The sequence below is a fragment of the Klebsiella sp. GN_Kp190 genome, from assembly GCF_040061795.1.
GTDB lineage: Bacteria > Pseudomonadota > Gammaproteobacteria > Enterobacterales > Enterobacteriaceae > Klebsiella > Klebsiella michiganensis.
On sequence record NZ_JBEAFN010000014.1, the window covers coordinates 1 to 12,159 of the forward strand.

Genomic DNA, 12,159 nt, shown 5'->3' on the forward strand with positions numbered 1-12,159 from the left:
GCATCAAACAAGTGAAGAGCCCATCCTGACGGATGGGCTTTTTGCGTTTTTGTCGTCTGAACCGAGCGGACATCGGTTTACCCATAAAACCCATCTCCGCGGTCATTTCTGCCTTTTACTCCCTGCTTTCATCCACATCTTCATAATAATAACCTGCCGGTTTTATGCGGGCTCTCTGTATAAAGATACAGAAGATTCCACTAGCCACACTTCAGTCTTATGTACCAGGCTTATAATGTCTATCAGCCAGCCCGTGAGAAAATAATGGCCATTAAGCCTTTTAATTACCAGCAAGACTTTTCCAGCATCGATTTTCGCCAGCATCCGGAGCTTTATCAGGTAGGAAGAGGTGAACAGGGCGTGTTGTTGGTTGAACCCTATAAAAGCGAAATTCTTCCCTACTGGCGCTATAAAGATGAAGCATCGGCGATTGAATCTGCCAGGAAAATTTATCAGCTCTTCGAGTTTTATCGACAGCAGAATGATTTTGTCGGTATGGATATGGCGCGCAAATTTATTCAGATGGGCTACACCCGGGCAAGGCGTTATGCCAATTACAAAGGTGGTAAAAAATACGCGAAGGAGGGGCACCTGAATTCGCGAGGTAATGATCCTGTTAAGGCGGCAGCTGCGGCAGTTTTCAAACAATGGTGGAATAAGCTTCGCCAGGATGAAGATTATCTCCAGCGAAAAAAGAAACATCAGGCTCATTGGGGATAATTTTCAGCATCGATCTTCCTGCCCCACATAAACACATAAAATTGTGCCGCAATATCGCCTGTATAAAAACCTGTTCTGGCCCGCTATTCACCATATTTCACTTTGCTAATCCTGAAGAATCTCCTTTTAATCGCGAAAACCTGCAGTACGAAAAAAAATGTGAATGGCATCACAAACTAAAAAATAACAATTATATAACATTTAATTTACTAATCGATTTGTCTGATTGAGCGGGGTCACCCGACGCGGCAGATTGCAGTCTTTGCTGGAGCAGAATTACAATGACAGAAAGCAGTATTAGCGAACGCGGATCCCAGGATCAGGGTGATACCCGGCGCCGTATATGGGCAATTGTGGGGGCATCATCAGGGAATTTGGTGGAATGGTTTGATTTCTACGTCTATTCATTTTGCTCACTCTACTTTGCGCACATCTTCTTTCCTTCTGGCAACACCACTACGCAATTGTTACAAACTGCAGGGGTATTTGCGGCGGGTTTTCTGATGCGTCCGATCGGGGGATGGATATTCGGGCGCATTGCCGATCGTCGTGGACGTAAAACCTCTATGCTTATCTCCGTATGCATGATGTGTTTTGGTTCACTGGTGATTGCCTGCCTGCCGGGTTATGCAACGATAGGGACCTGGGCCCCGGCTCTGCTGCTACTTGCACGCCTGTTCCAGGGCCTGTCCGTTGGCGGAGAATACGGTACCAGCGCGACCTATATGAGCGAAGTCGCGGTGGAAGGAAAGAAAGGTTTCTATGCCTCATTTCAATACGTCACGCTGATTGGTGGGCAACTTCTGGCCGTGCTTGTTGTGGTTGCCTTACAGCAGATCCTCAGCGATGAAGAGCTTCATGCCTGGGGATGGCGTATCCCGTTTGCTCTTGGCGCAGTCCTGGCTATCGTTGCCCTGTGGCTGAGACGACAGCTGGACGAAACGTCTAAACAGGAAACGCGCGCGTTAAAAGAAGCGGGATCGTTTAAAGGATTATGGCGTAACCGTAAGGCATTTATCATGGTGCTCGGATTCACTGCCGCAGGGTCGTTAAGCTTTTATACCTTTACAACCTATATGCAGAAATATCTGGTCAACACCGCAGGCATGAGTGCGGGTACCGCCAGCATGATTATGACCGCTGCCTTATTTGTTTATATGCTTGTTCAGCCGCTTTTCGGCGCGCTTTCGGATAAGATTGGCCGCCGGACCTCAATGCTCTGTTTTGGCGTACTCGTCACCGTCTTCACTGTCCCGATTCTCAATGCATTACAGAACGTGAGTTCACCGTATGCGGCATTTGCTTTAGTGATATGCGCCCTGTTGATAGTAAGCTTCTATACCTCAATCAGCGGCATTCTGAAGGCCGAAATGTTTCCGGCTCAGGTTCGTGCCCTGGGGGTTGGACTCTCTTATGCGGTGGCCAATGCGCTATTTGGCGGCTCGGCAGAGTATGTCGCGCTGTCGCTAAAATCAGCGGGAATTGAGCACGCCTTTTACTGGTACGTGACCGTCATGGGCGCGATTGCCTTCCTGGTCTCCCTGACGCTGCATCGTAAAGGCAAGGGGCTACGTTTGTAGCATTACTGATGTGCCAGCTGCCATACCGCATAGCCGGTAGTGGCACCTGCCACATCCCAGGCAAAATCTTTCCAGCTCCAGCCGCTCCCTGACGGGCGGCTGTCCCATAGCTCCTTCGATGCCCCTAAGCTCACGGAAAACATAAAGCCTATAGCGGCACTCCGGTCGCGGCTATAGCCCTGATGCTGGGCATATTCGTTGCCTGCGGCGGAAAGCATGGCTGAGGCGAGGAAGTGTTGGGCTTTATCCTGGCCGCTCCATGAATCATTAGCCATATGGCTGCAGCCAGTCAGTAATAATAGTGGGGCAATAAGCATGATGACGCGCATACTAATTCCAGAAAAAGCCCCGCTGGGCGGGGCGTGAATTCAGAGAATACGGCTGATAAGGCGGTCGATTCGGATACGTCGCAGACGCCTGATCAGTTTGCGTACCTTTATCGGGTAATCGGCAATACTTTGTAGATCGCGATAGTGCTGAACGATCGTAGTATGTTTGCGGATGAGATTGAGCTCTTTTTCACGCATTGCGCCGAGCTGGTGTTTTGGATCGTGGATAAGTATCGCGTTTTCCAAATCCAGCCGCCATGCGCGCGGGTTCAGGTTATTGCCGGTCAGCAGCATCCATTCGTCATCAACCCACATGCCTTTCAGGTGGTAGCTGTTATCGTCGTCCTTCCATAAACGGACAATCAGCTGATCGGTATTGACATAATACTGCAGTCGGCTCAGGAAGCGTCGCAGATTGATTTCGTAAAGATAGGGCAGCGCGCCGATAATTTTAAACGGCTGATCTTCCGGAATATAGAAATCATTAGCGGTTTTATCACCAACGATAATTTCGACTTTCTTCCCGCTACGCAGCAGCTGGATGATATTACGTACCAGCAGAGCGGGCAGGTTGAAATAGGGGGTGCAGATAGTCAGCTTATGCTCAGCGCAGGGCATCAGATGAAAAATGGTTTTATTCAGCAGACTCGTCTTCCCGAGGCCCACTAACGGAGTGACCGACAGCTGGTCATCGTCAGCATTGCCGATAAAATGATAGCTGCTATCGCGGAGCTCCTGGCGATACTGGCGGATGTCATTTTTGATTTCCGGACTTTTTGGCCGATCGGCCCTGTCAAGGCGGTTAACGCCACGCCCTTGCACCAGGTTATTCTCAACCCAGTCGAACATCACATCAGCCATTTTACCGTTGCGAATGCACTGGTAGCGGTCGTAGCGATACTTATCGTGTTGATGCAGGTAAACATCATTCAGACTGGCGCCACTGTAGAGAACGCTGTCATCAATGATAAAACCTTTGAAGTGGAGGACGCCGAGCGCTTCCCGGGTATTGACCGGAACGCCATAAACCGGGATATCGACACCGGGATTTTCCTGCGCCATGCGGCAGTACCAGTCGGCGTTGGTGTTTGACGCCGCGACGCCAATACGCCCGCGCTGGGCGCGATGCCAGTCGACCAACACCTGAACATCTAATTCGGGACGCTGACGCTTAGCGTCATAGAGCGCCTGCAAAATTCCTTTGCCGCCATCATCCTGTTCCAGATAAAGCGCAATGATACAAATACGCTGGGTGGCTTGAGCTATCCTGGCCAGTAACGCTTGCCGAAAATCTGCCGGAGCGTAAAAGAACTCGATATCATCAACTGACTGAGAAAGCTTAGGGAGTTGGGCAAGGTGTTGTTGATGTTTATTGCGTTTAAATTTTGACAACATCACAGTGCGTTTCTTCTCTGTTTATTGAAGGGTCTTCTGTACCATGCAGACGACGTAAGCGGGCAATAATACCATTACTACCCGTTAAAGTAGTCAACAATTGCGGCCAGCCGTTTGTAATTGCTCAGGTACAAGCTGTAGAGACAAACTGACAATTCCATCTTCAAGCTGAATATCAACCGAGAATCCTAGCTTTCTGGCGAGTCCGATCATGCCTTTATTATTCGGCATGGTAATGCCATTCAAACGCTGCAGGCCGTGGTTTTGCGTGTAGACAATCAGCTTTTCCAGGAGCTTGCGGCCTAACCCCATACCCTTCAGGTCGGAGCGCACCAGTACAGCAAACTCGGCATCGATATTATCCGGATCGGAGATCGCTCGCGTTACGCCGAGGATCTCGTTCCCCTCGGCGGTGGTGCGCACAGCAACAAAGGCCATTTCTCGATCGTAGTCGATCTGCGTCATATTGGCTAAATCATCATGAGTAAATTCGTTGATTTCGCTGAAGTAACGATAATAAAGATCTTCTTTCGTGACCTGAGCGATAAAGGCCATAAGCTGCGGCTCATCTTCCGGGAGGATGGGACGGAAAAGACAGCGTTCACCATTCTTCATCACCACCCACTCCTCCTGCTGCTGAGGGTAAGGGCGTATGGCCAGGCGACTTTCACTATCGCCGGTAAACGGTGCGAGAGTTAACGTGACATCAAGCGCGGTAAACTCGTGGCCGGAAGCCAGAAGAGGATGAATATCCAGGCGCTGTATTTCCGGACAGTCGACGATCAAATTCGATACCTGTACCAGAAGCTGGCTCAGGCCAGGAATATCGAGAGGGCGCAGCGCGCTGCGGCCGCGCACTTTTTTACTTTTGATGGCCTGGATAACCAGATAGCGCGCAAGGTTCATATTCAGCGGCGGGAGCGCGACGGCGGCCTGATCCTCAGCCCGCCATTCGACGCCGCCTTCCCCCAGCATGATCAGCGGCCCAAAAACCGGATCGTGCTCAACGACAACCCGCAGCTCCTGCGCCCCGGCGCGATTAGCCATGCTTTGCACCAGCAGCCCGTGAATACGCGCCTGAGGCCAGGTCATTTTGACGCGATCGATAATCGCGTCCGCGGCCTGCTGTACCTCGGTAGCCGTGCGCAGATAAAGCATAACCCCCTGAACTTCCGACTTGTGCGGAATATCAGGCGAGCGCAGCTTCAGAGCGACGGGGTAGCCAATCTGCTCGGCAATATGTACAGCCTCGGCGCTATCGGCGGCAATCCACGTCGGCAGGGTATGAATACCGTAAGCGTGCAGAACGGGGCTCACTTCATGGGTATCCAGCGACGTTGCGCCTTCATTCATTGCCCGTTGCAGCAGGTTGTGCGCTTCGGCAGCGTTAGTGGTTAACGAATCTGACAGGACCGGGGTTTCCCTGAGCTGTTTCTGGTTACGCCGGTACTCCACCATGTGCATAAAAGCGGTAATGGTTCCTTCAGGCGTTCGATAGGTCGGCAGCCCCGCATCGCTAAACAGGCGCCGCGCTTCTTGTGAAGAGAACTCACCGCACCAGTTGGTAAGAACCGTAACGTATTTGCCGCGCGGGTGGCGCTTCAGGGCGTCAATCAGCGCCAGCGCGCTCTCTGTTCCCGGTGCGGCAGCGCTGGGAGAGTGGATCACCAGCAGCGCATCGTAGTCATGGCTATCCAGCAGTACGTTCAACGCTTTGAGGTAACGCTCGCTGCTGGCGTCATCGCGGAGATCCAGCGGGTTGGCAATATCGATGGTTTCAGGTAATGCCTGACGGAGAGCGCTGCTGGTCTCTTCGCTGAGCGCGGCGAGTTTGCCGTTACGCAGCCAGAGCTCATCCAGCGCCAGCGCAGCCGGAGCGGCGCCGTTGCTGATTATCATCAGTTTCTCGCCGCGCAGCGGGCGCATGTGGCTGAGGGTTTCGACCGCTGAGAACAGCTCGTGCGTGTCCTGTACGCGCAATAAACCTGCGCGCTGAATAGCGGCGTCCCAGGCCGGATCCATGCCAGAGTTGACGTGCAGAAGCTTCTGCGCAGCCGGACTGCGTCCGCTTTTTATCACCAGGATCGGCTTATTACGCGATGCGCTACGGGCCGCAGAGACAAAACGACGGGCATCGCTGAGGTGTTCGAGATAAAGCAAAATGGCGCTGGTTTTACTATCGCGAGCGAGGAAATCAAGCAGGTCATCAACGTCGATGTCCAGACTATCCCCCAGCGCAATAAAGTAAGAAAAACCCATCTCGCGCTGCTGGGCCCAGTCGAGGATGGTATTGGAGACCGCCGCCGATTGCGAAATAAACGCCAGTTTGCCGCGATGAATAGGCACCGGCGAAAAGCTGGCGTTGAGGCCCTGCCACGGCGCAAGCAGGCCAAGGCTGTTAGGGCCGAGCAGACGCATCTGGTAGCGGGAGGCGCATTCAAGCAGCGCGGGATACTGTTCGGGGATGGAGGAGAGAATGATGCAGGTTTTGCACCCTTTTTGCCCCAGCGCTTCCAGCAGCTCAAGATTTCGGCGGGCGTTAGTACAAAGCACGGCGAGATCGGGCGTGAAGGGCAGACTGTCGACGTCAGGCCAGGCCAGTACGCCCTGAACCGCTTTCCACGCTGGCGTTACGGGGAGAACGGGGCCGCTAAATCCGCCCGCCAGCAGGTTGCGCATCATCAGATAACCGGCGCGCTGTGGTTTCATTGATGCGCCAATAACGGCGATCGACTTTGGCCGCAGCAATGCTTCCAGGCCTCGTTGGCTCATACCGGTCTCCTTTGATCCCCAGTGACCGGATGATTTTAAACGTTTTCTGTCAGTTGTGCTGTGATACTGCCCTTATGCTGAGTTTTTCCTGCCAGGTAGCGCGTTCTGAATAAGCTGAAGTGCCCGCCAAGGGCCGTGGCTGCGCTTTTATCCCCCGCGAGATCCAGCAGCGCAATCGCGACTTCGGCAGTACAGTATTGGCCTTCTGCGTGAGCTTCCCGCAGGTGATAAGCGGAGATACGCGACAGATCGACGGAAATCATCGGCAGCGCGTCAAGCCAGGGGCTTTTACGGAACATTTTTCGCGCTTCGGGCCAGGTGCCGTCGAGCATAATAAACAGCGGTGGTTTACCCGGGGGCGGTGAATCAAGTACCTGACGCTCCGGGCCAGCATAAGAGGCAGGAAAAACCACCATCGGCTGATATTGCGCGTCGGCGACGAGATCGAGAAGCGCCTGCGGCGGTTCGGTTCGTGACCACTGAAAGGCCTCCGTATCCGGCAGGATATCGGCAATCAGGCGACCGGTATTGCTGGGCTTCATTGGCTCGGTATCGAACATCACCAGGCAAAAACGGCTGGCGGCAGCAGCCGGCTTGAGGGTGGCGCAAAGGCACTGCTTCAACGGCAGCAAGCAACGCTGGCAGCGGTGGATACGGTTGCCGCGAGCAAGAAAAGGCCGGGTGGCGCGCGCGAGGCGTTCGGCGCGAAGGCGAAGGACGGCGTTATCAGTCATGGGGATCGCTAAGAAAAAACGCCATTGTCGCAGAGGAGAAAACGGGGCACAAGCGGTGCCCCGTAAGGTTTACTGCTGGCCTGCTTCGTTTAGCCAGCTATCGAAAGGTGCTTTAGGTACGGCACCATTGAGCATGTCGATAACTTCGCCATTTTTAAACATCATAATGGTCGGGATGCTGCGAATGCGGAAGCGAGCGCTCAATTCACGCTCCATCTCGGTATTCACTTTCACGAAACGCATTTCGCCGCTGCGTTCTTCAGCCACATCTTCAAAGATTGGCGCAAAGTTACGGCAGGGGCCACACCACGGCGCCCAGAAATCAACAACCACGGGCAGATCGTCCTTCAGCAGTTTATCCAGCGTTGCCCCGGTCGCGTTGATCACATCGCCATCAAAAAGATCGTGACCGCAGCGCCCGCATTTCGCGCCATCGGCGCTACGATCGTCGGGGATGCGGTTCAGAGCCTGACAACTGGCACAAACGGTATTCATAACTAACCTCTGGTTATGGGTTGCAGCGCGGCACGTGGCCGATTTGTTTCTGTAATGTTACATATTATCGATGCACTGCGAATAAAGGACAATGAGTTTTATTCAATGAATACGATAGACTCAGGCTTTTAAATGAAATAATGGCTAAGTGATGGCACATCGGGTAATCTGCGCGCTTCGCGCAGCGCAGGTGGAGAAAATGAATGAGCGACGACGAACTGAAAAATAAAAGCGGCAAGGTCAAAGTGATGTATGTCCGCAGTGATGATGATTCTGACCGACGTACCCATAACCCGCGTACCGGGAAGGGCGGGGGACGTCCAGGAAAGTCTCGTGTTGACGGTCGTAACCGCCCCGCGCGCGATGAAAAAGAGAGCCGCGGTGGCGATCGTAAACGTGACGATCGCAAGCGTGAAGGCTTTGGCGGCGAGGGCTCCTCTCCGTGGCGTACCGTATCCCGCGCGCCGGGCGATGAGGCGCCGGTAAAAGCGGATCACGGCGGGATCAGCGGAAAAAGCTTTATCGATCCTGAAGTGCTGCGCCGCCAGCGCGCGGAAGAAACCCGCGTTTATGGTGAAAACGCCTGCCAGGCGCTGTTCCAGAGCCGTCCGGACGCCATCGTTCGCGCCTGGTTTATCCAGAGCGTGACCCCGCGCTTCAAAGAAGCTCTGCGCTGGATGGCGGCGAATCGTAAAGCCTATCACGTGGTCGATGAAGCAGAGCTGGCGAAAGCGTCCGGCACTGAACACCACGGCGGGGTTTGCTTCCTGATTAAAAAGCGCCACGGCACTTCCGTTGAGCAGTGGGTGGCTAAAGCCGACGCTGAAGATTGTGTTCTGGCGCTGGAAGATGTCGGCAACCCGCACAACCTCGGCGCGATTATGCGCAGCTGCGCGCACTTTGGCGTCAAAGGCGTGATTGTGCAGGATGCCGGCGTTATGGAGTCCGGCGCCGCGATTCGTACTGCGGAAGGCGGCGCTGAGCACGTTGAGCCGATTACGGGCGACAGCTTCATCGATACGCTCGAGCGCTTCCGTAAAGCGGGCTACGCGATTGTTTCTACTTCCAGCCATAACGGGACTCCGCTGTTCAAAGCCGAGCTGCCGAAGAAAATGGTGCTGGTGTTAGGGCAGGAGAGTGACGGTCTTTCTGACGCCGCTATCTCCAGCGCCGATCTGAACATCGCGATTGAAGGCACCGGCAACGTTGAAAGCCTGAACGTGTCCGTAGCAACCGGCGTGCTGCTGGCTGAATGGTGGCGGCAGAACAAGGCGTAACACCTTGTCTCAGAGTCAAAATGCCAGCGTAATGCTGGCATTTTCATTTTCAGAGCTATTCGCTTTCAGCCGGTAGCCTGGGCAGCCAGTCAATGGGCGCTTCGCCGCGTTCGGTCAGCCACTGATTCGCCTGCACGAAATGATTACTGCCAAAGAACCCGCGGTGGGCGGAGAGGGGCGACGGGTGCGGCGCTTTGAGCACGCAGTGGCGCTGGCGATCGATTATCGCGCCTTTCTTCTGCGCATGCGAACCCCACAGCAGAAAGACGACGCCTTCCCGATGCTGGTTAATCAGCGAAATGACTTTATCGGTAAAGGTTTCCCAACCGAGGCTGGCGTGAGAGTGCGCTTGTCCGGCACGTACCGTTAATACGGTATTGAGCAGCAACACGCCCTGGCGCGCCCAGCTTTCGAGATAACCGTGAGTCGGGCGCTGAAAGCCTGGTATCGTCCCTTCTAGTTCCTTGTACATATTCAGCAGCGATGGCGGGATCTGAATGCCCGGTAGAACCGAGAAGGCGAGGCCGTGCGCCTGCCCTGGTCCATGGTAAGGATCCTGGCCGAGAATCACCACTTTAACGTCGCTTAGCTCAGTATAACGAAACGCGTTAAAGACATCTTTTTGCGGGGGATAGATGGTGATTCCCGCTTGCCGCTCGTCAGCAACGGTTTTCAGGGTATTAACAAAATAGGGTTGCTGCTTCTCTTCTGCCAGCACGTCATGCCAGGTTAATGGGGCGGTCATTTTGCTCTCCTGCAAAGTGTCATTGCCATAGCTTAACTGCATCTTTCAACATCACAAAATTTGCCCCACGCGATTGACGCTCTTTATGCAAAAAAAATTGAAAACTTACAAATTTATTTGGTAGGCGGCATGGCGTAACTTGATGTAAAACAATAATATCCGCCTATGACCACTTTTGTGATGTGGTTTTTGTTGATTTAAATCAAAGAATGCCGGGTGTACGGCTGATATATATACACTCATAGAACAATGGTTTTACCAATTGGCCGCGAAGGCCAATAATCGAACAAACCCTGCCTGGGAGGCATAAAATGATTACTGGTATCCAAATTACTAAAGCTGCAAACGACGACCTGCTGAACTCTTTCTGGCTGCTGGATAGCGAAAAAGGCGAAGCCCGCTGCCTGTGCGCGAAAGCCGGTTTTGCTGAAGATGACGTGGTTGCAGTGAGCAATCTGGGTGAAATCGAATACCGTGAAATCCCGGTAGACGTGAAGCCTGAAGTCCGCGTTGAAGGCGGTCAGCACCTGAACGTTAACGTGCTGCGTCGCGAAACTCTGCTGGACGCGGTTGAACATCCGGAAAAATACCCGCAGCTGACCATTCGCGTGTCTGGCTATGCGGTACGCTTTAACTCTCTGACTCCGGAACAGCAGCGCGACGTTATCGCCCGTACTTTTACTGAAAGCCTGTAAGATTCCGTTTTAATGTGAAAACGCCGGGATATCCCGGCGTTTTTTTACTCTTCGTTTGACTTCTGCGGAGCATCCGCTGCGCTTGGTTTACGACGCTTACCAATGTTTTTGGTATCGCGATGGCGTTTTTTCACGCGCGGTTTCTCTTTTTCTTTCTCTTTCTTCTCTGCACGCTTGGCTAAAACCTTCTTGGAAGGTTTACCGGTTTGCTTCTCGCTGGGTGCGCGAGTGGTCGGGCGCAGTTCATCGATGACGCGGGCTTTTAACGGCTCTTCAATATAGCGGCCAATTTTACCCAGCAGCAGATGGTCGTGGGCTTCGACCAGAGAGATGGCCGTTCCCTTTTTACCCGCGCGTCCGGTACGACCGATACGGTGCAGATAGATGTCGGCCGTGCGCGGCAAGTCGAAGTTGAAAACGTGACTGACGTCCGCGATGTCGATCCCGCGCGCGGCAACGTCGGTGGCGATTAACACGTTAATACGGCCATCGGTCAGGCGGCTAATCGCTTCATTACGTTTTGCCTGTACCATCTCGCCTTCCAGCCAGCAGGTGTTGATACCCGCTTCACGCAGCCAGCCCGCCAGCTCATGCACGCGCTCGCGCTTACGGACGAAGACGATAGAACGCGTCGCTTCCGGCTGCTTTAGCAGATGGACCAGCAGCGCGGTCTTATGCTTGACGTCATCGGCGCGGTAATACCACTGGTGAATCTTTTTACGCTCGCGGGTGGAGGGAGTCGCAGAGACTTCCACCGGTTCTTCCAGCAGACGCTCAGCAAAATCTTTAATGGCGTCACCTTCGAGGGTGGCGGAGAACAGCATGGTCTGCTTACGCCAGCGGGTTTCACCGGCAATGTGTTCGATATCCTGCGCGAAGCCCATGTCCAGCATGCGGTCCGCTTCATCAAGGATCAGCGTTTCAACGGCGCGGCAATCAAAGTTTTCTTCTTTAATATATTGCAGCAGGCGACCGGTCGTGGCGACCACGATGTCCTGGTTCTCGCTGAACACTTCAGCATGGTTCATATAGGCGACACCGCCGGTGATTGTGGCGATATCCAGATGAGTATGTTTTGCCAGCTCACGCGCATGGTCGGCAACCTGCATCGCCAGTTCGCGCGTGGGGGTCAGGATAAGAATGCGCGGCGGACCAGACTTCTTGCGCGGAAAATCGAGCAGATGCTGCAACGCTGGCAGGAGATACGCCGCCGTTTTACCGGTGCCGGTCGGGGCTGAACCGAGAATATCACGGCCATCAAGCGCAGGCGGAATAGCGGCGGCCTGAATGGCTGTCGGGCGTGTGAAACCTTTATCCTGGAGGGCGTCCAGCAGGTTTTCGTCGAGTTCAAGTTCGGAAAAAGTCGTTACAGTCATGATCTACCTCTGAGTGGACCGCCGATTATAGACGTTACGGA

11 protein-coding genes are annotated in these 12,159 nt (G+C 53.7%); 4 read left to right on the plus strand and 7 right to left on the minus strand.

Annotated features, from left to right (window positions below; genetic code table 11):
- The first annotated feature begins 264 nt into the window (after positions 1-264).
- Both ABLU67_RS11310 and ABLU67_RS11315 read left to right on the plus strand, forming a co-directional pair.
- Positions 265-720 carry a DUF4385 domain-containing protein gene (locus tag ABLU67_RS11310; RefSeq protein ID WP_064358942.1) on the plus strand — a complete coding sequence of 152 codons (456 nt, stop codon included), beginning with the start codon at positions 265-267 and terminating at the stop codon, positions 718-720.
- A gap of 281 nt (positions 721-1,001) precedes the next feature.
- Positions 1,002-2,300 (plus strand): MFS transporter, encoded by a 1,299-nt coding sequence (locus ABLU67_RS11315; protein ID WP_004853296.1) that lies wholly within the window; start codon positions 1,002-1,004, stop codon positions 2,298-2,300.
- Between the two features lie 2 nt (positions 2,301-2,302).
- Here the strand turns inward: ABLU67_RS11315 and ABLU67_RS11320 are convergent, their stop codons facing one another.
- The 5 genes from ABLU67_RS11320 to trxC form a co-directional block, all read right to left on the minus strand.
- Positions 2,303-2,629, minus strand: a complete 327-nt coding sequence (locus ABLU67_RS11320) for a YfiM family lipoprotein (RefSeq protein ID WP_014839230.1) — start codon at positions 2,627-2,629, stop codon at positions 2,303-2,305.
- A 39-nt stretch (positions 2,630-2,668) separates the two neighbouring features.
- Positions 2,669-4,024: a CDP-diacylglycerol--serine O-phosphatidyltransferase gene (gene pssA, locus ABLU67_RS11325; protein ID WP_014230410.1), complete on the minus strand. Its 1,356-nt coding sequence runs from the start codon at positions 4,022-4,024 to the stop codon at positions 2,669-2,671.
- Between the two features lie 93 nt (positions 4,025-4,117).
- A complete protein-coding gene (gene pat, locus ABLU67_RS11330; RefSeq protein ID WP_128334626.1) occupies positions 4,118-6,796 on the minus strand; it encodes a protein lysine acetyltransferase in 2,679 nt (892 codons plus the stop codon).
- 35 nt (positions 6,797-6,831) lie between these two features.
- Positions 6,832-7,530, minus strand: coding sequence for a tRNA-uridine aminocarboxypropyltransferase (locus ABLU67_RS11335; protein ID WP_014839228.1), 699 nt, complete (start codon positions 7,528-7,530; stop codon positions 6,832-6,834).
- Positions 7,531-7,599: 69 nt separating this feature from the next.
- Positions 7,600-8,025, minus strand: a complete 426-nt coding sequence (gene trxC, locus ABLU67_RS11340; protein WP_004104599.1) for a thioredoxin TrxC — start codon at positions 8,023-8,025, stop codon at positions 7,600-7,602.
- Between the two features lie 203 nt (positions 8,026-8,228).
- On the opposite strand from trxC, the gene ABLU67_RS11345 reads away from it, so the two are divergent.
- A complete protein-coding gene (locus ABLU67_RS11345; protein ID WP_004123719.1) occupies positions 8,229-9,302 on the plus strand; it encodes a tRNA/rRNA methyltransferase in 1,074 nt (357 codons plus the stop codon).
- A gap of 55 nt (positions 9,303-9,357) precedes the next feature.
- Here ABLU67_RS11345 and ung read toward each other — a convergent pair whose 3' ends face one another.
- Positions 9,358-10,047 (minus strand): uracil-DNA glycosylase, encoded by a 690-nt coding sequence (gene ung, locus ABLU67_RS11350; RefSeq protein WP_048260572.1) that lies wholly within the window; start codon positions 10,045-10,047, stop codon positions 9,358-9,360.
- Positions 10,048-10,358: 311 nt separating this feature from the next.
- On the opposite strand from ung, the gene grcA reads away from it, so the two are divergent.
- The gene (gene grcA, locus ABLU67_RS11355; RefSeq protein ID WP_004104596.1) at positions 10,359-10,742 is read left to right on the plus strand and encodes an autonomous glycyl radical cofactor GrcA; all 384 of its coding nucleotides are present in this window, start codon (positions 10,359-10,361) and stop codon (positions 10,740-10,742) included.
- Between the two features lie 44 nt (positions 10,743-10,786).
- Here the strand turns inward: grcA and srmB are convergent, their stop codons facing one another.
- Complete coding sequence (gene srmB, locus ABLU67_RS11360) at positions 10,787-12,118, minus strand: ATP-dependent RNA helicase SrmB (protein ID WP_004853282.1); 1,332 nt, start codon at positions 12,116-12,118, stop codon at positions 10,787-10,789.
- Positions 12,119-12,159 lie beyond the last annotated feature (41 nt).

Excerpts from the sequence above, each read along its gene's own strand:
- ABLU67_RS11310 (WP_064358942.1), top strand. The coding sequence starts at position 265 with ATGGCCATTAAGCCTTTTAATTACCAGCAAGACTTTTCCAGCATCGAT.
- ABLU67_RS11315 (WP_004853296.1), top strand. The coding sequence starts at position 1,002 with ATGACAGAAAGCAGTATTAGCGAACGCGGATCCCAGGATCAGGGTGAT.
- ABLU67_RS11320 (WP_014839230.1), bottom strand. The coding sequence starts at position 2,629 with ATGCGCGTCATCATGCTTATTGCCCCACTATTATTACTGACTGGCTGC.
- pssA (WP_014230410.1), bottom strand. The coding sequence starts at position 4,024 with ATGTTGTCAAAATTTAAACGCAATAAACATCAACAACACCTTGCCCAA.
- pat (WP_128334626.1), bottom strand. The coding sequence starts at position 6,796 with ATGAGCCAACGAGGCCTGGAAGCATTGCTGCGGCCAAAGTCGATCGCC.
- ABLU67_RS11335 (WP_014839228.1), bottom strand. The coding sequence starts at position 7,530 with ATGACTGATAACGCCGTCCTTCGCCTTCGCGCCGAACGCCTCGCGCGC.
- trxC (WP_004104599.1), bottom strand. The coding sequence starts at position 8,025 with ATGAATACCGTTTGTGCCAGTTGTCAGGCTCTGAACCGCATCCCCGAC.
- ABLU67_RS11345 (WP_004123719.1), top strand. The coding sequence starts at position 8,229 with ATGAGCGACGACGAACTGAAAAATAAAAGCGGCAAGGTCAAAGTGATG.
- ung (WP_048260572.1), bottom strand. The coding sequence starts at position 10,047 with ATGACCGCCCCATTAACCTGGCATGACGTGCTGGCAGAAGAGAAGCAG.
- grcA (WP_004104596.1), top strand. The coding sequence starts at position 10,359 with ATGATTACTGGTATCCAAATTACTAAAGCTGCAAACGACGACCTGCTG.
- srmB (WP_004853282.1), bottom strand. The coding sequence starts at position 12,118 with ATGACTGTAACGACTTTTTCCGAACTTGAACTCGACGAAAACCTGCTG.